Annotated in this window: 22 protein-coding genes; 13 read left to right on the forward strand and 9 right to left on the reverse strand. The window is 67.5% G+C overall.

The annotated features are described in order from the left end of the window. The coding region (locus tag EJO66_RS15140) for an AMP-binding enzyme (protein ID WP_420856689.1) at positions 1 to 241 on the forward strand (241 nt) is incomplete at its 5' end. A 140-nt stretch (positions 242 to 381) separates the two neighbouring features. Continuing rightward, positions 382 to 882, forward strand: a complete 501-nt coding sequence (locus EJO66_RS15145; protein WP_124960477.1) for a LapA family protein — start codon at positions 382 to 384, stop codon at positions 880 to 882. Positions 883 to 892: 10 nt separating this feature from the next. Here EJO66_RS15145 and EJO66_RS15150 read toward each other — a convergent pair whose 3' ends face one another. Beyond that, on the reverse strand, positions 893 to 1,198 hold the full coding sequence (locus tag EJO66_RS15150; RefSeq protein WP_124960478.1) for a c-type cytochrome: 306 nt from the start codon (positions 1,196 to 1,198) through the stop codon (positions 893 to 895). A 107-nt stretch (positions 1,199 to 1,305) separates the two neighbouring features. Between EJO66_RS15150 and EJO66_RS15155 the strand changes: the two genes are divergently transcribed. Together EJO66_RS15155 and EJO66_RS15160 are read left to right on the forward strand one after the other, a co-directional pair. Then, positions 1,306 to 1,560: a TIGR04438 family Trp-rich protein gene (locus EJO66_RS15155; RefSeq protein WP_124960479.1), complete on the forward strand. Its 255-nt coding sequence runs from the start codon at positions 1,306 to 1,308 to the stop codon at positions 1,558 to 1,560. Between the two features lie 39 nt (positions 1,561 to 1,599). Continuing rightward, a complete protein-coding gene (locus EJO66_RS15160) occupies positions 1,600 to 2,424 on the forward strand; it encodes a DUF3592 domain-containing protein (RefSeq protein ID WP_125965531.1) in 825 nt (274 codons plus the stop codon). Between the two features lie 6 nt (positions 2,425 to 2,430). On the opposite strand, the gene ilvD is transcribed toward EJO66_RS15160, so the two are convergent. Beyond that, complete coding sequence (ilvD, locus tag EJO66_RS15165; RefSeq protein ID WP_124960481.1) at positions 2,431 to 4,125, reverse strand: dihydroxy-acid dehydratase; 1,695 nt, start codon at positions 4,123 to 4,125, stop codon at positions 2,431 to 2,433. A gap of 103 nt (positions 4,126 to 4,228) precedes the next feature. On the opposite strand from ilvD, the gene EJO66_RS15170 reads away from it, so the two are divergent. After that, positions 4,229 to 5,173, forward strand: a complete 945-nt coding sequence (locus tag EJO66_RS15170) for a LysR family transcriptional regulator (protein ID WP_125965532.1) — start codon at positions 4,229 to 4,231, stop codon at positions 5,171 to 5,173. Between the two features lie 6 nt (positions 5,174 to 5,179). Here EJO66_RS15170 and EJO66_RS15175 read toward each other — a convergent pair whose 3' ends face one another. Next, positions 5,180 to 6,124 carry a LysR family transcriptional regulator gene (locus EJO66_RS15175; RefSeq protein ID WP_124960483.1) on the reverse strand — a complete coding sequence of 315 codons (945 nt, stop codon included), beginning with the start codon at positions 6,122 to 6,124 and terminating at the stop codon, positions 5,180 to 5,182. A gap of 130 nt (positions 6,125 to 6,254) precedes the next feature. On the opposite strand from EJO66_RS15175, the gene EJO66_RS15180 reads away from it, so the two are divergent. From EJO66_RS15180 to EJO66_RS15210, 7 genes are all read left to right on the forward strand, one after another. Continuing rightward, the gene (locus EJO66_RS15180; RefSeq protein WP_124960484.1) at positions 6,255 to 7,028 is read left to right on the forward strand and encodes an SDR family oxidoreductase; all 774 of its coding nucleotides are present in this window, start codon (positions 6,255 to 6,257) and stop codon (positions 7,026 to 7,028) included. Positions 7,029 to 7,061: 33 nt separating this feature from the next. Continuing rightward, positions 7,062 to 7,331: a hypothetical protein gene (locus tag EJO66_RS15185; protein ID WP_125965533.1), complete on the forward strand. Its 270-nt coding sequence runs from the start codon at positions 7,062 to 7,064 to the stop codon at positions 7,329 to 7,331. 57 nt (positions 7,332 to 7,388) lie between these two features. Further along, positions 7,389 to 8,210 (forward strand): prolipoprotein diacylglyceryl transferase, encoded by an 822-nt coding sequence (gene lgt / locus EJO66_RS15190; RefSeq protein ID WP_124960486.1) that lies wholly within the window; start codon positions 7,389 to 7,391, stop codon positions 8,208 to 8,210. A gap of 115 nt (positions 8,211 to 8,325) precedes the next feature. Next, positions 8,326 to 8,994, forward strand: a complete 669-nt coding sequence (locus tag EJO66_RS15195) for a GntR family transcriptional regulator (RefSeq protein ID WP_124960487.1) — start codon at positions 8,326 to 8,328, stop codon at positions 8,992 to 8,994. A 52-nt stretch (positions 8,995 to 9,046) separates the two neighbouring features. After that, a complete protein-coding gene (locus tag EJO66_RS15200; protein ID WP_125965534.1) occupies positions 9,047 to 10,531 on the forward strand; it encodes a malonyl-CoA decarboxylase in 1,485 nt (494 codons plus the stop codon). Positions 10,532 to 10,605: 74 nt separating this feature from the next. After that, positions 10,606 to 11,595: a Bug family tripartite tricarboxylate transporter substrate binding protein gene (locus EJO66_RS15205; protein WP_125965535.1), complete on the forward strand. Its 990-nt coding sequence runs from the start codon at positions 10,606 to 10,608 to the stop codon at positions 11,593 to 11,595. 59 nt (positions 11,596 to 11,654) lie between these two features. Continuing rightward, complete coding sequence (locus EJO66_RS15210; RefSeq protein WP_125965536.1) at positions 11,655 to 13,190, forward strand: malonate--CoA ligase; 1,536 nt, start codon at positions 11,655 to 11,657, stop codon at positions 13,188 to 13,190. A 45-nt stretch (positions 13,191 to 13,235) separates the two neighbouring features. Here EJO66_RS15210 and EJO66_RS15215 read toward each other — a convergent pair whose 3' ends face one another. Further along, positions 13,236 to 14,297 carry a phenylacetaldoxime dehydratase family protein gene (locus EJO66_RS15215; RefSeq protein WP_125965537.1) on the reverse strand — a complete coding sequence of 354 codons (1,062 nt, stop codon included), beginning with the start codon at positions 14,295 to 14,297 and terminating at the stop codon, positions 13,236 to 13,238. 17 nt (positions 14,298 to 14,314) lie between these two features. Beyond that, positions 14,315 to 15,367: a carbon-nitrogen hydrolase family protein gene (locus EJO66_RS15220; RefSeq protein WP_124960492.1), complete on the reverse strand. Its 1,053-nt coding sequence runs from the start codon at positions 15,365 to 15,367 to the stop codon at positions 14,315 to 14,317. Positions 15,368 to 15,542: 175 nt separating this feature from the next. Between EJO66_RS15220 and EJO66_RS15225 the strand changes: the two genes are divergently transcribed. Continuing rightward, a complete protein-coding gene (locus EJO66_RS15225) occupies positions 15,543 to 16,505 on the forward strand; it encodes an AraC-like ligand-binding domain-containing protein (RefSeq protein ID WP_124960493.1) in 963 nt (320 codons plus the stop codon). A 28-nt stretch (positions 16,506 to 16,533) separates the two neighbouring features. Here the strand turns inward: EJO66_RS15225 and EJO66_RS15230 are convergent, their stop codons facing one another. The 4 genes from EJO66_RS15230 to EJO66_RS15245 form a co-directional block, all read right to left on the reverse strand. Further along, the gene (locus tag EJO66_RS15230; RefSeq protein ID WP_124960494.1) at positions 16,534 to 16,959 is read right to left on the reverse strand and encodes a universal stress protein; all 426 of its coding nucleotides are present in this window, start codon (positions 16,957 to 16,959) and stop codon (positions 16,534 to 16,536) included. 74 nt (positions 16,960 to 17,033) lie between these two features. Next, positions 17,034 to 17,855 (reverse strand): sulfite exporter TauE/SafE family protein, encoded by an 822-nt coding sequence (locus EJO66_RS15235; protein WP_124960495.1) that lies wholly within the window; start codon positions 17,853 to 17,855, stop codon positions 17,034 to 17,036. 282 nt (positions 17,856 to 18,137) lie between these two features. After that, entirely contained in the window at positions 18,138 to 18,470 is a 333-nt protein-coding gene (locus tag EJO66_RS15240) for a cell division protein ZapA (RefSeq protein WP_124960496.1), read from the reverse strand. After that, positions 18,467 to 18,691: a hypothetical protein gene (locus EJO66_RS15245; RefSeq protein WP_012747655.1), complete on the reverse strand. Its 225-nt coding sequence runs from the start codon at positions 18,689 to 18,691 to the stop codon at positions 18,467 to 18,469. Before EJO66_RS15245 ends, EJO66_RS15240 begins: the two co-directional genes overlap by 4 nt. Positions 18,692 to 18,719 lie beyond the last annotated feature (28 nt).

Consider the following 18,719-nt stretch of genomic DNA (forward strand, 5'->3'; position numbering starts at 1 on the left):
GCGCCCCAGCGGCGAGGAGGCCAAGCAGATCGCCAACGAACTCAGGAATTGGGTGGCCAAGGAGATCGGCCCGATCGCCAAGCCCAAGGACATCCGCTTCGGCGAGAACCTGCCCAAGACGCGCAGCGGCAAGATCATGCGGCGCCTCTTGCGCAGCATCGCCAAGGGCGAGGCCATCACGCAGGACATCTCGACGCTGGAAAATCCGGCAATTCTGGAACAGTTGTCACAGACCAACTGATTCGATCTGTAGGACATGGCCGTTAATGGGAAGCAGGGGCCATTGCGGCCCGCGGCCTGAGGTAAAACCGGCACAGTTGCCATGCACCTCGACGTGCATGGGCGGGTTCACTGTGTTCGATCTTTACGAAGGAGGCCCCCATGGGCGTGAGATCTGCTTTCCTGTTCGTCATCCTGCTGCTGATTGCGGCGCTCGCCGCGCTCAACTGGGGCACGCTTTCGGGCCCGGTGCCGGTGTCGCTGGGCTTCATGACCGTGTCCGCGCCGCTGGGCCTCATGATGCTGGGGCTGACGGTGGCCCTCGGCGTATTCTTCCTGGTCTACGTTCTGTACCTGCACAGTTCGGTGCTGCTCGACGCCAAGCGCCACAACAGGGAAATGCAGGTGCAGCGCGACCTGGCCGACAAGGCCGAAGCCTCGCGCTTCACCGAACTGCGCAATTTCCTCGAAGCGCAGGAAACCAAGCACATGGCGCAGAACGCCGAGCGGCATGCCGCCATGCTGACGCGGCTGGGGCAGCTCGAGAGCGTGATCCGCCAGCGCTCCGAGCAGTCCGACAACACCGTGGCCGCGCACATCGGCCAGCTCGAAGACCGCATCGAGCGCAAGCCGCTGCCCACGGACATCGATCCGCGGATCTGACGAGCGCTCGTCAGCGCGCCAGCATCACCCAGGCCGCCAGCTTCTTGGCGTCGGCTTCGCTGACCTGGTTGTTAGCCGGCATTGCCAACGGCCCCCACACGCCCGAGCCGCCCTTGATGATCTTTGTCGCCAGCATGTCGACGGCGCCGGCGTTGCCCTTGTACTTGGCGGCCACGTCCTTGAAGGCGGGGCCGAGCACCTTGCGGTCCACCGCGTGGCAGCTCATGCAGTTCTTCGACGTTGCCAGCGCCAGGTCGGCAAAGGCGGGCGCCGCCAGGCCGAGGCCGAGAACCGCGAATGACAGGAGTCTTTTCATGGGGCTTTATTCGTAATGGCTGAGTTACATTCGATGTAACGCGATTGTAGGTAGCGCCGTGCACAGGCGTCCGGAAGCGTTGCCAACAAAACCCGGAGGGATTCGCGATGCTTTTTCTGCTGTTGGGCCTGCTCGGCGTAGGCCTCAAGTACTTCGAGGTGGGCATGGTGGCCGGCTGGAGCTGGTGGATCGTGCTGTCGCCTTTTGCCATGGCCGTGGCGTGGTGGGCATGGGCCGACTGGTCGGGCTACACCAAGCGCAAGGTCGTCGAGCGCGAGGAAGCGCGCAAGCAGGCGCGCATCGACCGCCAGCGCAGCAACATGGGCCTGCCGGGCAGCAAGGGCCAGCGCCCCAAGCGCTGACCGGCGGCTTCCAGCCCGGATGCCTCGCGGCACCGCGACATGGACGAGGAAGCGACCCGCCATGCGATGCTCGTCTTCGGGCTCTCGCTGCTTGTCGGGCCGGCCATCGGCGGACTGACGGGATGGCTCAGGAATCTTTTCTGGGGCGTGGGGGTCGGAGCCCTGCTGATCGGCTGCGCCGGCCTCTATGCGGCCGCAACCATCGGCTGGCATCGCTATCAGTCGATCGCAGGCACCGCCAGCGTGCAGGGCAGCCTGGTCGAATTCGTGGAGGAGCGCAGCAAGGACAGCAACGGCCACACGACGGTCTCGCGCGCGCCCATCGTCGAATACACCGCGGCTGACGGCCGCAAGCGCCGCGTCAAGGGGCTCGGCGGCGGGCTGTCGGACAAGGAGTGGGGCGATCCGGTCGAGGTGCGTTACAGCGTGGCCGACCCTGCGCAGGCCCTGGTGGCCGATTTCCAGAACATGTGGGGCGCCGTGTGGGGCCTGGGCCTCTTCGGGCTGTTCCCGATGATGTTCGGGCTGTTCTTCACCGGCATGGCGATCAAGGAGGGGCGGGCCCATGGCCGTGCAGCGGCGCCGCAGCGCACGGCCACGCCTGCCCAGCAGCGATGGCGCACGCGCGGCACCGTGCTGGCCAACCTGGTGTTCGTGGGCGGCTTTGCCGTCTGCTTTCTCTACCCGGACGAACGCCTGGGCAGGGCGCTCGGCGCAGGCTTCATGACCATCGGCGCCGGCGCATTGCTGCACTTCATCGTGCAGAGCCTGCCGCCGGCGATGGAGTTCGAGTTCCGCAGCATCCTCGCGATCGTGGGCCTCGGCTTCCTGGCCTTCGGCTACGGCGCGTGGATGATGTTCTGACCGGCTTCAGAACTTGTCGAGCACTGCGCCCGAACTGGCGCTGGAGGCATTGAACGCGAACTTGGCCTGCACGCCGCGCGTGTAGCGCGGCGCCGGCGGCTTCCAGCCTTCGCGGCGCCTGGCCAGCTCGGCTTCGGGCACATTGAGTTCGAGCACCAGCTTGTGCGCATCGATGGTGATCGAGTCGCCTTCGTTGACGAACGCAATGGTGCCGCCCGCCGCCGCTTCCGGCGCGACGTGGCCGACCACCATGCCCCAGGTGCCGCCCGAGAAGCGGCCGTCGGTGATCAGGCCCACGCTTTCGCCGAGGCCCGCGCCGATCAGCGCACCCGTGGGGGCCAGCATCTCGGGCATGCCCGGGCCGCCCTTGGGGCCGAGGTAGCGCAGCACCATCACGTCGCCGGCCTTGATCTTGCCGTCCAGGATGGCCTTGAGCGCCGACTGTTCGTCGTCGAACACGCGCGCCGGGCCGGTGATGACCGGGTTCTTGAGGCCGGTGATCTTGGCGACCGCGCCTTCGGGCGACAGGTTGCCCTTGAGGATGGCCAGGTGGCCTTCGTCGTACATCGGCTTGTCGATCGGGCGGATCACGTCCTGGTCGGCGCGCGGCACATCGGGCACGTCTTTCAGCACTTCGGCGATGGTCTGGCCGGTGATGGTGATGCAATCGCCGTGCAGCAGGCCCGCATTCAGCAGCACCTTCATGACCTGCGGAATGCCGCCGGCCTGGTGCAGGTCGACCGCGAGGTACTTGCCCGAGGGCTTCAGGTCGCACAGCACCGGCACCTTCTTGCGCATGCGCTCGAAGTCGTCGATGGACCAGTCCACGCCGGCCGCATGCGCGATGGCCAGGAAGTGCAGCACCGCGTTGGTGGAGCCGCCCGTGGCCATGATCACGGCCACCGCGTTCTCGATGGCCTTCTTGGTCACGATGTCGCGCGGCTTGATGTCTTTCTTGATGGCCTCGATCAGCACCTTGGCCGACTCCTTGGCCGAGTTGGCCTTTTCGTCGTGCGGATTGGCCATGGTCGACGAGTAGGGCAGCGAGATGCCCAGCGCCTCGAACGCGCTGGACATGGTGTTGGCCGTGTACATGCCGCCGCAGGAGCCCGTGCCGGGAATGGCGCGCTTCTCGATCTCGTGCAGGTCCTCGTCGCTCATGTTGCCGGCGGCGTTCTGGCCCACGGCCTCGAACACGCTCACGATGTTGAGGTCCTGCCCCTTGTAGCGGCCCGGCAGGATGGTGCCGCCGTAGACGTAGATGGCCGGCACGTTGGCGCGCAGCATGCCCATGAGGCCGCCGGGCATGTTCTTGTCGCAGCCGCCGACCACCAGCACGCCGTCCATCCACTGGCCGCCCACGCAGGTCTCGATGCAGTCCGAGATGACCTCGCGGCTTACCAGCGAGTACTTCATGCCTTCGGTGCCCATGGCCATGCCGTCGGAGATGGTGGGAGTGCCGAACACCTGCGCATTGCCGCCGGCTTCCTCGATGCCCGCGATGGCCGCGTCGGCCAGCTTCTGCAGGCCCGAGTTGCAGGGCGTGATGGTGCTGTGGCCATTGGCGACGCCGACCATCGGCTTCTTGAAGTCGGCTTCTTCGTAGCCCATGGCATAGAACATCGAGCGGTTGGGCGCGCGGCTCTTGCCTTCGACGATGTTGGCGCTGCGGCGGTTGATCTGGATTGGCTTGGTGTCCATGGTGTCTCTTGTGTCGTGGGGAGATCGAGGGGAATTCCAAGTATCGGACTTCTCATTGATTCATTCCAATCCATTTTTGTGCGCCGATTGATATGCTTGGCGTATGAAAGATGCCTTGATCGACCTGCGCGCCTGGCGCCAGTTCGTGGCCGTGGCCGAGGAGCTGCACTTCGGCCGCGCCGCGCTGCGGCTGCACATGACCCAGCCGCCGGTGACGCAGGCCATTGCCCAGCTCGAGAAAGCGCTGGGCGTCGTGCTGTTCGACCGCACACGCCGGCGCGTGGCGCTCACGCCGGCCGGCGAGGCGCTGCTGCCCGACGTGCGCGAACTGCTGGCGCGCGCCCAGGCGCTGCCGGCGCGGGCGCGCGCGGCGGCGGCGGGGCAGGTGGGGCGCGTGCGCATCGCCTTTGTCTCGACCGTCGGTTTCGAGCAGCTGCCGGCCTGGGTGCGCGAATTCCGCGTGCGCTGCCCCGAGGTGGCGCTCGAACTGGTCGAAGCCACGGGCGACGTGCAGCTCGAGGCCTTTGCGCGCGGCGAGATCGACGCCGGCCTGATGCTGCACTCGCCGGGCGCCGCGCCGCCCGGACTGGCGCGCCTGCCGGTGGAGGAAGAGGCGCTGGTGCTGGCGCTGCCGTCGCAGCACCGGCTCGCGCGTGCGCGCCCCGTGCCGCTGGCCGAGGCGCTGGCCGAACCGCTCGTGATCTTTCCGCGCCGCATCGTGCCGTCGCTGCACGATGCGGTCTTCGACCTCTATCACGCGGCGGGGCGCACGCCGCAGGTGGCGCAGGAGGCGATCCAGATGCAGACCATCGTCAACCTCGTCTCCGGCGGCATCGGCGTGGCCTGGGTGCCGCACAGCGTGATGCAGTTCCGGCGCGCCGGGGTGGTCTATCGGCAGGCCGACGAGTTCAAGGGCACGGGCCGGCGCCGCGTGGCGCTGCCGGCCTGCGAAACCAGCCTCGTGTGGCCCGCGCAGGCCGCGCATCCGGCGCTCGCGCGCTTCGTGGAGTTCGTGCGCGAGCGCACGGGGCGGGCGCGGGCGGGGTAGAGCCGCCTACCTGCGCGGCGTTCGTGCGCCGGCCGGCCGCGGTGCTGCGGGCGCATCGAGCGAGGCGGCGAGCAGCGCCTCGAGCCAGCCCGCAAAGGCCTGCATGCGGCGCGAGAGATTGCGCCGGTGCGGATAGACCAGGTGCACCGGCAGCGGCTGGGCGCGCGCCTCGGGCAGCACCTCGGCCAGCTCGCCGGCCGCGAGGTGTTCGCGCACGTCGTAGGCCGGGATCTGGATCAGCCCGAGCCCGGCGAGCGCGCAGGCGATGTAGGTCTCGGCGTTGTTCGCGGCCACCTGGCTGCGCATGCGCAGCGTCGCGGTCTCGCCGTCGCGCTGCCACTCCCAGGGCGCTGCGCGGCCGCTGGTCGGCGAGGCGTAGTTGACCGCGATGTGCTCGGGCAGGTCCGCTGGCGTGCGCGGCGTGCCATGGCGCGAAAGGTAGGCCGGGCTCGCGCAATTGATCAGCGTGAAATGCCCGAGCGGCCGCGCCACCAGGCTGCTGCTCGCCAACGGGCCCACGCGCAGCGCGCAATCGACACCTTCGAGCACCAGGTCCACGGCACGGTCGCTGGAGCCGAGTTCGAGCTCGATCGCCGGGTAGCGCTCGAAGAAATCCGGCAGCGCCGGCGCAATGAGCCGCCGCGCAATGCGGCTCGGCACGTCGACCTTGAGCCGTCCACTGACGTGGCTGCGCGACGGCAGGAACTGCTGCTCGATGTCTTCCATATCGGCCACGAGCGTGCGGGCGCGTTCCAGCAGCACTTCGCCGTCGGGCGTGAGGCCGACGCGCCGCGTGGTCCGGTGCAGGAGGCGCGAGCCCAGCTTCGCCTCGAGCTGCTGCACCGCCGTGGAAATGGTGGCGCGCGGCAGTGCGAGCCGATCGGCCGCACGCGTGAAGCTGCCGGTTTCGGCCACGCGCAGGAACACCTTGAGGAGGTCGATGCGGTCCATCCGTGCCAGTCGAATTGTTTGTAGTTTTACGAACAGTCTAGCGCCGGATTGTTGATTTATTCCGGAACTGGCGATCAATAGACTGAAGCTTCCCGATTCACATCAACGCTCTTCAGCAGGAGGTCATTCCATGTCCGCACGCACTCTCAAGAACAAGGTCGCCGTCATCGCCGGCGGCGGCAAGAACCTCGGCGCGCTCATCGGCCATCAACTGGTCGACGGCGGCGCCCGCGGCATCGCCATCCACTACAACAGCGACGCCTCGCGCAAGGATGCCGAGAAGACCGCCGCCGAGCTCGAGGCCAAGGGCGCCGCCACGCTGCTGGTGCAGGGCGACCTTGCTGTGGTGGAGAACAACGCGAGGCTGTTCGACCAGGCCGTGAAGCATTTCGGCCAGGTCGACATCGCCATCAACACCGCGGGCGTGGTGATCAAGAAGCCGATCCTCGATGTCACCGAAGCCGACTACGACAAGAGTTTCGACGCCAACGCCAAGGCCGCGTTCTTCTTCATCCAGCAGGCCGGCCGCACGCTGGCCGACGGCGGCAGCATCGTGTCGCTGGTGAGCTCGCTGCTGGCGGCCTACACGCCGTTCTACGCGATCTATCCGGCCTCGAAGGCGGCAGTGGAGCACTACACGCGCGCGGCCTCCAAGGAGTTCGGCGAGCGCGGCATCTCGGTCAACGCGATCGGCCCCGGACCGATGGACACGCCGTTCTTCTACGGCCAGGAAAGCAAGGAGGCCGTCCAGTACCACAGCAGCGCGGCGGCGCTCAGCAAGTTCTCGAAGAAGGGCTTGACCGACATCGAGGACATCGCGCCCATCGTGCGCTTCCTGGTCACCGAAGGCTGGTGGATCACCGGCCAGACGATCTTTGCCAACGGTGGCTACACCACCCGCTGATCCGGCAGGATCGCGCCCGGAGGACAACGCAAGATGCACACGATGATGGTGACGGGCGGCGGCTTCGCGCTGCTGGTGGTGTTTCTGTTGGCCGGCCGCTTCTTCGGCGACGGCTCGTCGCTGGCGCTGGCCGCGGCGGCCAAGTGGTTCATCCCGGCATGGTTCATCGGCGCCGGCATCAACATGGCCGTGGGCGTGATCAAGGCCGGCTATTCGGTGGCCGAAGAACTGCCGATCTTCCTGCTGGTCTTTGCCGTGCCGGCGGTCGTGGCGGCACTGCTGTGGTGGAGGTTCGGGCGCTGACATTGCCCTGAATGTCCCCGCGCCGGCCGCGACATTCGGGCCGGGCACAATCCGCGGATGCTCATGTATCCGCAGATCAATCCTGTCGCCCTGCAGCTCGGGCCCGTGGCCATCCACTGGTACGGCCTGACCTACCTGGCTGCGTTCGCGCTGTTCTATTTTCTCGGCACGCGCCGGCTGCGCCACGAGCCGTACCGCTCGCTGGTCGGGCAGGGCGCCTGGCAGCGCAAGGACATCGAGGACATCCTCTTCCTGGGCGTGATGGGCGTCATCGTGGGCGGACGGCTCGGCTATTGCCTGTTCTACAAGCCCGAGTTCTATCTTTCGCATCCGCTCGAGATCCTCTACGTTTGGCAGGGCGGCATGAGCTTCCATGGCGGCCTGCTGGGCGTGATCGGCGCGATGGTCTGGTTCGCACGTTCGCGCGCGCGGCCGTTCTGGCAGGTGATGGACTTCGTGTCGCCCTGCGTGCCCACCGGCCTGGCGGCGGGCCGCGTCGGCAACTTCATCAACGGCGAGCTCTGGGGCCGCTTCAGCAGTCCCGACCTGCCCTGGGGCATGGTGTTTCCGCAGAGCGGCTCGATGCTGCCGCGCCATCCCTCGCAGGTGTACCAGTTCCTGCTCGAGGGACTTCTGCTGTTTGCCATCATGTGGCTCTACGCCCGCAAGGAACGCAAGCAAGGGCAGGTGGCCGCGGTGTTCATGATCGGCTACGGCGTGCTGCGCTTCATCGCCGAGTATTTCCGCGAGCCCGACGACTTCCTGGGCCTGCGCGCGCTGAACCTGAGCCAGGGGCAGTGGCTCAGCGTGCCGATGGTGATCTTCGGCATCGGCCTGTGGATCTGGGCCGCGCAGCGCCGCCAGCCGGCGAGCGCCTGAGCGTCGGGTCCTCAGGGTAAGCAGGGGGGGCGCGGCCTTGCGGCCCCTCCGAGAGCCCCTCACAATTACGTGTAATTACAGAAAATTACGCCAGCCGATTTTTCCTTCAGCCGCCATGCGCCTGGTCCCCAACTCCCTGCACGACGAAGTCGCCGCCACGCTGCGCGAGCAGATCTTCGCGGGCGCGCTGGCGCCGGGCAGTTTCCTGGACGAGGCCGCGCTGTGCGAGCGGCTGTCGATTTCGCGCACTCCCTTGCGCGAGGCGCTCAAGGTGCTCACGGCCGAAGGCCTGCTGCGCCACGAGCCGCGGCGCGGCTGCTTCGTGCGCGAGGTGACGGAGCGCGATCTCGACGAGATATTCCCCGTCATCGCGCTGCTCGAAGGCCGCTGCGCCTACGAGGCGGCACGCAACGCCAGCGATGCGGAGCTGAGCGAGCTCGACGTGCTGCACGAACGGCTGGTGCGCCACGCCAAGGCCAAGCGCATCAACGACTACTACGCCACCAACCACCTGATCCACGAGGCCATCATCCAGCTGGCCGATAACAAGTGGCTGGCGCAGGTGATTGGCGATCTGCGCAAAATTCTCAAGCTGGCGCGGCTTCAGCAGCTGCATGCGCCGGGCCGGCTCGAGCAGAGCCTGTCGGAGCACTTGGCGGTGTTCGCCGCGCTCAAGGCGCGCGACAGCGAGGGCGCGGACGCGGCCATGCGCACGCACCTGACGCGCCAGCGCGAGGCGCTGCGCGCGGTGGCGCGACAACAGAAATCCAGGGTGATGTCGTGAACGGCCTGAAAGAAGACGGCATCCCCGCACCCCACAGCATTGGAGTTTGTCGATGAGTGCGACCGAGTGGTTCCAGGCGCGACTGCGCTCTGGCGAGAAGTCCGGCGAAAAGTCCGCTGCTAAGGTGCCCGTGGCACCCGAGGGCGCGGCCCGCGGCGCACCCAGGACGGCCGCGAAACCCAGCATGCGCTCGACCGCCGAGCGGCTGCAGGCCACGCTGCGCAAGGCCGACGAAGCCTTGTCGCCGCGTGCCCTGCGCCGCGTGCTCATGGCCCTGCAGGCCGTGATCGATCCGCGCGTGAGCGAGGTCGAGGGTGGGCGCCGGGCCCATGCCATCGCACGCGAATATGCCGCCGCCACGCCCGAGGAGCGGCGCGACTACTGGGCGCTCATGAGCGAGCATTTCGCGGCCGATCCGCACAAGCTCAAGTCCGCGCGCGACCAGCACCAGGCTGCCGTGGGAACGCCCGACGAAGGCCAGGCCGAGCTGCGGCTGCGGCGCGCGCTGGTGTCGCCGCGCATGCGCCTCCTGCAGCGTTTTGCGGTCGAACCCGAGGGCATGCGCTTCCTGGTCGACCTGCGCGCCGAACTGCTGCCATTCCTCAAGTCGGACAAGCGTCTCATCGCGCTCGATGCCGAACTGGAGCATCTGTTTTCCACCTGGTTCGACGTCGCGTTCCTCGAACTGCGACGGATCGACTGGCATTCGCCCGCGTCGCTGATCGAGAAGCTGATCCGCTACGAGGCCGTGCACGACATCAAGAGCTGGACCGACGTGAAGAACCGGCTCGACGACAGCGACCGCCGCTGCTACGGCTTCTTCCATCCGCGGCTGCCCAACGAGCCGTTGATCTTCGTCGAGGTGGCGCTGGTCGACCGCATCAGCGACGGCATCACGCCGCTGCTCGACGAGGCCGCCGTGCCGATCCAGCCGGCCAAGGCCACCACGGCCATCTTCTATTCGATCAGCAACACGCAGAACGGGCTGCGCGGCGTGAGCTTTGGCGATTCGCTCATCAAGCGGGTGGTCGAGACACTGCAGGAAGAGCTGCCGCGCCTGAAGACCTTTGCCACGCTGTCGCCGATCCCGGGCTTTCGCAACTGGCTCGCCAGGAATGCCGCCGAGCTGCTGCCGCGCCTGGACGAAAAGCGCGAGGCCGAACTCGGCCGCCTCGTCGGCTCGCTGCCGCCGACCGCCGAGCGGCTGCTCGCCGCGGTAGAGGCGCCGGCCACGCTCGATGCCAAGTCGCCGCTGCGCCAGTGGCTGCTGCAGGCCGCGGCCGAATACCTGGGCCACACGCTGGTCGACGGCACGCCGGCCGATCCCGTGGCGCGTTTTCACCTGGGCAACGGCGCGCGCGTGGAGCGTCTCAACTGGGCCGGCGATCCGTCGCCCAAGGGGCTGAAGCAGTCGTACGGCCTGATGGTCAACTACCTCTACGATCTCAAGCGCCTCGACAAGCATCGGGCATGGATCGCCGAGGGCAAGGTGGCGGTTTCGGGGGATGTGGAAAGCCTGTTCTTCAAAAAAGGCTGAGTTCTGCAAAGAAGTCCGGCGCGTGATGCGCCGGCCCGCATGGTGCGGCAATCTACAACGACAGGAGATGACAGATGACTCAGAGTTTTCAGCGACGCGACGTGCTGCGCCTGGCCGCAGCCGGGGCGGCCGTTCTGTGCGGCGGCGCAGGCGCGCAGGGAGGTAATTGGCCGACGCGGCCGGTCAACATGGTCGTGCCGTTCCCGGCCGGTGGCGGCACCGATGCCTTCGCGCGCCCGCTCTCGGCCCAGTTCGCCAAGGTGACCGGGCAGACGCTGGTCATCGACAACCGCGGCGGCGCGGGCGGCACCGTGGGCGCCAGCATCGCCGCCAAGGCCCAGCCCGACGGCTACACGCTCTTCATGGGCGCGGTGCACCACGCGATTGCGCCGTCGATCTACCCCAAGCTCGACTACGACCTCGAGAAAGACTTCGTGCCGCTGATGCTGCTGGCCAACGTGCCGCAGGTGGTGGTGGTCAATCCGCGCCGCGTCACGGCCAATACGCTGCAGGAGTTCGTCGCCGCCGCCAAGCGCAACCCCGGCAAGCTCAACTACGGCTCGGCCGGCGCGGGCACCTCGCACCACCTGGCGGGCGAGCTGTTCAAGCTGCAGACCGGCACCTTCATCACGCATATTCCCTACCGCGGCGCGGGGCCGGCGCTGTCCGACCTGATCGCCGGCAATGTCGACCTGATGTTCGACGGCCTCGGCTCTTCGGCCCAGCACATCAAGGGCGGCCGGATCAAGGCGCTGATGGTGGCCGGCAGCAAGCGCAACCCGGCGTTCCCCGACGTGCCCTGCGCGGCCGAGGTCGGCCTGCCGGACTACACGGTCACCACCTGGTACGGCCTGTGGGCGCCCAAGGGCACGCCGGCCGACCTGCAGGCGCGCATCGTCGACGAAATGAAGAAGGCCCTTCAGAGCGACGAGCTCAAGGCCATCTGGGCCCAGAACGGCTCCGAGATCCCGAACCTCGCCATGGCGTCGTACGGCGGTTTCGTGAATTCCGAGATCAAGCGCTGGGCCACGGTGGTGAAGGCCTCGGGCGCCAAGCTGGAGTAATGGGGCGGCCGCAAGCTTGCATGCCCGGCGCACACCGAATTTCCGAAGTACCTGCCCCGATGAAGACGAAAGCCAATTCCAACCTGTTTGCCGCCCTGCGCGCGGCCTTTCCCGCCGACCTCGGCCGCACTGCCGTGGAAACCGACAACGGCCTGTTCTATTCGTGGCAAGACCTCGACCGCGCCAGCGCGATGATGGCCAACCTGTTCGGTGCGCTGGGGCTGGAGGAGGGCGCCCGCATCGCGGTGCAGGTCGAGAAATCGGTCGAGGCGATGATTCTCTACCTTGCCACGCTGCGCGCCGGCTACGTGTTCCTGCCGCTCAATACGGCCTACCAGAGCGCCGAGATCGAGTACTTCATCGGCAATGCCGAGCCGGCCGTGGTGGTGTGCACCAGCCGAAATGCCGCGTGGGTCGGACCGATCGCGAGTGCGGCGGGCACCCGGCATGTGTTCACGCTGGACGACGACCGCACCGGCACGCTGCTGGAGCTTGCCGCGCAATGCAGCGACCGGCATGAAGCGGCGCGAAAGAGCGCAGGCGACCTGGCCGCCATCCTCTACACCAGCGGCACCACCGGCCGCAGCAAGGGGGCCATGCTCACTCACGGCAACCTGCTGTCGAATGCCGAGGTGCTCAAGGACTACTGGGGCTGGACGGAGGGCGACGTGCTGATCCACGCGCTGCCGATCTTCCATGTGCACGGCCTCTTCGTTGCGCTCCACGGTGCGCTGCTCAACGGCAGCAAGATGATCTGGTTTTCCAGGTTCGACCCGAAGCGCGTGGTCGAGAAGCTGCCCGAGGCCACCGTGTTCATGGGCGTGCCCACGCTCTATGTGCGCTTGCTGGCCGAGCCCGGCCTCACGCGCGAGGCGGTGCGCAGCATGCGGCTCTTCATCGCCGGTTCCGCACCGCTGCTCATCGAGACCTTCGACGAATGGCGCGAGCGCACCGGCCACACCATCCTGGAGCGCTACGGCATGAGCGAGACCATCATGCTCACCTCCAACCCGTACAGCCCCGCCCAGGGCGAGCGCCGCGGCGGCACGGTCGGCTTTGCGCTGCCGGGCGTGCGGCTGCGCGTGCGCGACGACGCCGGCCGCGACTGCACAACCGACGAGATCGGCAACATCCAGGTCAGCGGCCCGAACGTGTTCGCGGGCTACTGGCGCATGCCGGAGAAAACGAAGGAAGAATTCACCGCCGATGGTTTCTTCAAGACCGGCGACGTCGGCAAGATCGACGGCCGCGGCTATGTCACCATCGTCGGACGCAGCAAGGACCTGATCATCAGCGGCGGCTACAACGTCTATCCCGCCGAGATCGAGGGCTACATCAACGAGCTGCCCGGCGTGGCCGAAAGCGCGGTGGTCGGCGTGCCGCATCCCGACTTCGGCGAGGTGGGCGTGGCCATCGTCATCGCCAAGGCGGGCGGAGCGCTCGATCCCGATGCCATCGTGGCGGAGCTCAAGTCGAAGCTAGCGAACTTCAAGATTCCCAAGCGCTGCTTCGTCGTGCCCGAGCTGCCGCGCAACACCATGGGCAAGGTGCAGAAGGTGCTGCTGCGGGAGCAGCACAAGGGGCTGTTCGCATAGGGCCTTGCGATCCTCGCCTGCGGCATCCCCCGGAGCGAGGGCCCCCTAAGCTGCGCCCAGCCCGTTCATGAGCCCGCTGCCCGCATGGCAGTTGATGTATTCGTAGTTCTGCTCGTCGGCCTTCAGCACCGACACCTCGTGGTACACGCGCAGCTGCAGCTGGAAGTTCAGCGCCTGCACGTAGCGCATGAAGCTGCCGAAGATCGCAACGTGCGTGGGATGCGATTCGGCCCAGCGTTCCATGTCGGCGAGCGAACGCCAGAAGCTCAGGCCGAACGATTTCTCCAGCGGCGCGCCCTTGGCATCGAGGTGGTGCATGTAGCGGTTGCTGTAGCAGCCGATGTGAAGGCCCTGGTCGCGCAGGAAGTCCATGCCTTCGCGCAGCACGGGTTCCATTTCGCCGAGATAGAGCGTGCGTTCCTGGCCGGTGGTTTCGGCCCACTCCTGGCCGGAGCGGATCATCGCGATGTTCTCGTGGCCTGCGATGCGCACGCGCTGCCCCGGTGCCGGAGCGCCGGCAATGACGGCGCGCGTGCCCGAGGGCGCCATGGCGTCGGTCTGCGACAGCGGAATGCGGTCGCGCATCGAACCCCAGTAGCCGTGCTCCTGCAGTTCGCCGCTCACGCCGCCCATCACCACGCCCACGCCTTCGAGGCGGTCGGGTGTGTTGAACATGGTCTCGAAATGCTCGGCACGCGGCGAAACGATTTCGCGGAAATAGCCGAGGCCGTCCGCCAGCCGCTCGTCGGAGCGCCACCACGCATCGACCTGGGGCGCCGCGCACCAGCGCGCATGGGCGGCAGGGTCGTCCCAGTAGGCGATGGCGACCATGTTGTCGTAGCCGGCGGCGTCGACGTGGTGCGCGAAGTCGTGGTGGCCGGGCCCGTCGGGCAGTGCGAAGCCGGCTGCGATATTCATCAGCGCCGCGCATGCGCGGCCCTGCATCCCGGCGCCGCGCGACTGCACGCCGAAACAGCCCATCACGACCTGCCTGACCGCGGCCGGCGCGCGCGCCGACCAGACGGGATAGGGCGGCGCGTAGTTGTCCTCCACGCGGCGATGGCGCGTGCGGGGGCACTTCAGGTGCTCGGCGATGGCGGATTCCATGGCGTGCCTCCGATGCTTCAGGCCACCAGCGGCTGCTGGCGCGCGGCCGCCGCTGCCGGCTCGGATGCGGCGACGATGGCCTCGAAGGCGCCGCCCTCGACCTCGGGGGCGCGCTGCAGCACCACGGGTTCGCGGCGCGTCTTGTTCAACAGCAGCTGCGTGACGTCGGGCCGCGAGTAGTGGCCGCTCGGGTCGGCGGCCGCCTTGGAGAGCGCGATCATTCCCAGGTCGATGTCGGCGATCACCAGCCCCTCCTGGTCTTCGGCCAGCGGCGTGCCCAGCGGCGAACCGTCGGGCGCATAGATGCGCGCAAAGCCGCCGCCCACGCGCAGCATCTGCTGCTTGCCGGCGTCGGTGCACATCAGCTCGCTCATGGCCTGCGAGACGGTGGCGCACGGCGCCACCACGAAGCACTGGCCCTCGGCCGCGTACACCTGGCTCGCGGCGTTGTTGAGCTCGGGGCCGAGCGCATAGGCCGCGCCGCGGTAGAGCGAAAAGCTCGGCCAGGCGCCGCAGTGGATCTGCTCGTTCTGCGCATACATCGCGTACTTGCTGAGCGGCTGAAGATGCTCCCAGCACGAGAGCGATCCGATGTTGCCGATGGGCGTTTCGACCACAGCCAGGTCGCAGCCGTCGCCTTCGCCGAACACGGTGCGCTCCACATGCGTGGGCTTGAGCTTGCGGCGCGTCTGCACCGCTTGGCCCTGGTCGTCGATCAGCGCCTGCGCTATGTAGAGGCTGCCGGCGGCCTTTTCGCTGTAGCCGAGCGAAACCCAGATGTTGTGCTTGCGCGCGGCCTCCCGGATGCGGTCGAATTCGGCCGAGCCCACGACCAGCGCGTTGTCGTGGTAGCGCTGCACGAACTGCATGCCCCAGGCCGGCGAGTCGAGCCAGATCCACCAGGGGTAGCCGGGCACCCAGGTCTCCGGAAAGGCGATGAGCTTCACGCCCTGGCCGGCCGCCTGGGCCATGAGGTCGATGGTCTTGTCGATGGTGCCGTCGAGATCGAGGAACACGGGCGCTGCCTGCACGGCGGCGACGCGGAGCTTGGGGTGAACGGTGGCGGGCATGGCGGCGGGTCTCCGGAAGCAGGGGTTGAAAGAAACAACTTCGCACACCTCGCACCGGGTTTGCGCGGTGGCATGCGGGTTGCTTCAAGCGTAGATTCGCCGCCGCGAAACGCCTTGACCCGAACTTGCGGCGTTCTTGTTCCAGCGTTGCATGCCGACTTCCGAAGGAACCCCGATGACCCCGTTGCTCAGCACCGACGCCGTCCCGCGCGACCAGCGGCTCGCCTACTGGACCGACATGATCTGCAACGTCTACGTTCAGCTCGGATGCGACCCGGTGCGCGAAGGCGATACGGGCAACTTCGAAGGCAGCATCCGCCAGCACACGCTGCCGAGCCTGGACGTGTCGGTGGTCAGGTCGGGGCCGCAGAAGGTGATGCGCACGCCAGGCCACATCTCGCGTTCGAGCGACGACTGTTTTCTTGTCAGCATCCAGGCGCGCGGCCAGGGCGTGGTGCGGCAGGACGGTCGCGACGCCGTGCTGGCGGCAGGCGACTTTGCGCTGTACGACAGCACGCGGCCCTACCAGCTGCTGTTCGACGACAGCTTCGAGCAGATCGTGCTCAAGCTGCCGGGCGAACGCCTGCGCAGCGAGCTGCACGACACCGAAGCGCTGACGGCCACCACCGTGTCGGGGCGCGAGGGCGCGGGCCACCTGCTGCTGGGCATGATCCGCACGCTGCGCGAGGACATCGACACCTTGCAGCCCGCGTCGGCCCTGGCGGTGGCCAACGGCGTGCAGAGCATTCTTGTCGCCGGGCTGCAGACGCTTCCCGCGGCGCGCTCACCGGGCCTGAGCAGTCTCACGGCCTACCACCTGGCCCGCGTGAAGCGGCGCATCGACGAGCAATTGGCGGACCCTTCGCTGTCGGTGGGAAGCCTCGCGGCGCAGCTGGGCGTCTCGGCGAGCCACATCCATCGCGTCTTCAAGAGCGAGCCGCTCACGCCCTCGCAATACATCTGGGAGCGCCGGCTCGAAGCCTGCAGCCGCGATTTGCTCGAGCCGCGCCTGGCCGGCCGGCCGGTGGCCGAGATTGCCTATGGCCGAGGCTTCAACGATGCGGCGCATTTCAGCCGCGCATTCCGCGAACGCTTCGGCTGCTCGCCGCGCGAGTGGCGGCAGCAGCGCGTGCAATAGAAGAAGGGAAAGAGAGCCTGCAGCCTGTCTACTGCACGAGGAGCACCGAGGTGTCGGTCTCGGAGATCACCTTGGTAGCCACCGACCCCATCAGCGCGCGGCCCAGGATGCCGTGGCCATGGGTGCCGAGCACGATCAACTGCGCATGCGCCGCCGCCGCCGACTTGAGGATTTCCTCGGCCGCATGGCCATGGCGCTTGTCGATCGTGAAGTTGCTCACGCCGTTCTCCGTCAGCAATGCTGCCACGGGGTCGAGCACCTTGGCGTTTTCCTCGGCGTAGTAGTCGGTGATCACCTCCTTGCTGAGGTGGCGCGCCACGTGGCCCGAGATGCCGGTGGAGACATGCACGATGACCAGTTCATGGCCCTCCACGAACATGGAGCGGTTGGCCAGCAGGTAGTTGAGCGCCTTTTGCGTATAGGCGCTGCCGTCGACGGCGATGAGGATTTTCATGAACCCGTTATACGGCCGGGGCCCGGGCGTCGCAACGGGTCTCACCCCAGACCCGAGGGGCTTTCAGCATCCTCTCAGCCTTGCAGGCCCTTCCAGAGCATGTAGGCCGCAAGCAGGTACAGGATGCTGGCGAACACGCGCTTGAGCTTCTTCACCGGCAGGTTGTGCGCTGCCTTCGCACCCAGCGGCGCGGTGAGCACGCTGCACACCGCGATGACCGCGAGCGCGGGCAGCCAGATGTAGCCGAACGCGCCGGCCGGAAGGCCCTGCACCGACTGTCCGCTCACCACGTAGCCCAGCACGTTGGCCACCGCAATCGGAAAGCCGAGCGCGGCGCTGGTGGCTACGGCGTTGTGGATGGAGATGTTGCACCAGGTCATGAACGGCACGCTGACAAAGCCGCCGCCCGCGCCGACCAGGCCCGAGATGAAGCCGATGGCGCCGCCCGCCGACAGCTGCCCCGCGGTGCCCGGCATCTGGCGCGTGGGCTTGGGCTTGCGGTCGAGGAACATCTGCGTGGCGGAGAAGCCCACGAACAGCGCAAAGACGATGGCGAGCACCGTGCCCTTGAGCAGCGCGAACACGCCCAGGCTGCCCAGCAGGCTGCCGATGACGATGCCGGGCGCAAGGCGCCGCACGATGTCCCAGCGCACCGCACCGCGCTTGTGATGCGCGCGCACGCTGGACACCGAGGTGAAGATGATCGTGGCCATCGAGGTGGCGATCGCCATCTTCACGGCAAGATCGGAAGCCACCCCGCGGTGCCCCATGATGATCGTGATGAACGGCACCATGAGCATCCCGCCGCCAATGCCCAGCAGGCCTGCCAGGAAACCGGTGCCCAGGCCAAGCGCGGCCAGTTCGGCGATCAGGAGGGGGTCGAGCAGGGAAGTCACGCAGCGGAGCCTTGAAAAAAAGCAACGGCCCCGTGCAGCGCATGCAGGGGCCGTATGAACGGAAAAAGGTGTCTGCAAGTGGGCGCCGAACCCGCATCCTGAACCAGGGTTCAGGTGGGCGAGGGCAGCAAGACTTCGGGTTCATCTGACGCGAGATGATCACACCCGTCAAGCGATGTACCAAGCCCGGCTCCGGAGAGCATTGGAACAAGGAAATATTAAGCCCGACGCGCACCGCAGACAGTTCGGATTTTACGCCCCCCACGGGCCGGGTGCTTCCGCTCAGAGTAAATGGTCATCGCCCGCAAGGGCTTGATCGAGTTTCTGAATGAGTTGGGCGGCCTTGGCATCGGCGTCGCCGCCGCCTGCCGAGGAGGCCGCGGCCACGGGAGCCGGCGCGGCCGCAGCGGCCGCTTGCTGGGCCGCCAGGTCGAAAGCCAGGTTCAGCGAAGCGAGCACCGCGATGCGGTCGCGCGCCTTCACCTTGCCCGCATCGCGGATCTTGCACATGGCCGCGTCCACGCGTTCGACGGCTTCGCGCAGCTGCGCCTCGCCGCCTTCGGGGCAGCCGAGCAGATAGCTCTGGCCCATGATCTGAACTTCAATCTGCTTCATGCGGGGGAATCTTGGGAAGGTGGTTCGGCCGGCAGCCGCTCGAGCAGCGCATCGAGGCGCGTGCGGGCCGCGGCCAGCCGCGACTTCAGCGCGTCGCGCTCGCGAGTGAGCGCTTCGACCTGCTCCTGCAGCAGCGCATTGGTGCGCTGCACCTCTTCATGACGCACGAGCAGGCGTTCCACACGCTCGGCGATCTGGTCGATGGGGCTGGAGGCGGGCATGGTTGGCGATTGTAGTTTCCCCGGCGGA

Origin of the sequence: Variovorax beijingensis (assembly GCF_003951285.1) — a bacterium.
GTDB lineage: Bacteria > Pseudomonadota > Gammaproteobacteria > Burkholderiales > Burkholderiaceae_C > Variovorax > Variovorax beijingensis.

Coding starts and splice junctions, on each gene's coding strand:
- EJO66_RS15145 (WP_124960477.1), top strand. CDS start 382: ATGGGCGTGAGATCTGCTTTCCTGTTCGTCATCCTGCTGCTGATTGCG.
- EJO66_RS15150 (WP_124960478.1), bottom strand. CDS start 1,198: ATGAAAAGACTCCTGTCATTCGCGGTTCTCGGCCTCGGCCTGGCGGCG.
- EJO66_RS15155 (WP_124960479.1), top strand. CDS start 1,306: ATGCTTTTTCTGCTGTTGGGCCTGCTCGGCGTAGGCCTCAAGTACTTC.
- EJO66_RS15160 (WP_125965531.1), top strand. CDS start 1,600: ATGGACGAGGAAGCGACCCGCCATGCGATGCTCGTCTTCGGGCTCTCG.
- ilvD (WP_124960481.1), bottom strand. CDS start 4,125: ATGGACACCAAGCCAATCCAGATCAACCGCCGCAGCGCCAACATCGTC.
- EJO66_RS15170 (WP_125965532.1), top strand. CDS start 4,229: ATGAAAGATGCCTTGATCGACCTGCGCGCCTGGCGCCAGTTCGTGGCC.
- EJO66_RS15175 (WP_124960483.1), bottom strand. CDS start 6,124: ATGGACCGCATCGACCTCCTCAAGGTGTTCCTGCGCGTGGCCGAAACC.
- EJO66_RS15180 (WP_124960484.1), top strand. CDS start 6,255: ATGTCCGCACGCACTCTCAAGAACAAGGTCGCCGTCATCGCCGGCGGC.
- EJO66_RS15185 (WP_125965533.1), top strand. CDS start 7,062: ATGCACACGATGATGGTGACGGGCGGCGGCTTCGCGCTGCTGGTGGTG.
- lgt (WP_124960486.1), top strand. CDS start 7,389: ATGCTCATGTATCCGCAGATCAATCCTGTCGCCCTGCAGCTCGGGCCC.
- EJO66_RS15195 (WP_124960487.1), top strand. CDS start 8,326: ATGCGCCTGGTCCCCAACTCCCTGCACGACGAAGTCGCCGCCACGCTG.
- EJO66_RS15200 (WP_125965534.1), top strand. CDS start 9,047: ATGAGTGCGACCGAGTGGTTCCAGGCGCGACTGCGCTCTGGCGAGAAG.
- EJO66_RS15205 (WP_125965535.1), top strand. CDS start 10,606: ATGACTCAGAGTTTTCAGCGACGCGACGTGCTGCGCCTGGCCGCAGCC.
- EJO66_RS15210 (WP_125965536.1), top strand. CDS start 11,655: ATGAAGACGAAAGCCAATTCCAACCTGTTTGCCGCCCTGCGCGCGGCC.
- EJO66_RS15215 (WP_125965537.1), bottom strand. CDS start 14,297: ATGGAATCCGCCATCGCCGAGCACCTGAAGTGCCCCCGCACGCGCCAT.
- EJO66_RS15220 (WP_124960492.1), bottom strand. CDS start 15,367: ATGCCCGCCACCGTTCACCCCAAGCTCCGCGTCGCCGCCGTGCAGGCA.
- EJO66_RS15225 (WP_124960493.1), top strand. CDS start 15,543: ATGACCCCGTTGCTCAGCACCGACGCCGTCCCGCGCGACCAGCGGCTC.
- EJO66_RS15230 (WP_124960494.1), bottom strand. CDS start 16,959: ATGAAAATCCTCATCGCCGTCGACGGCAGCGCCTATACGCAAAAGGCG.
- EJO66_RS15240 (WP_124960496.1), bottom strand. CDS start 18,470: ATGAAGCAGATTGAAGTTCAGATCATGGGCCAGAGCTATCTGCTCGGC.
- EJO66_RS15245 (WP_012747655.1), bottom strand. CDS start 18,691: ATGCCCGCCTCCAGCCCCATCGACCAGATCGCCGAGCGTGTGGAACGC.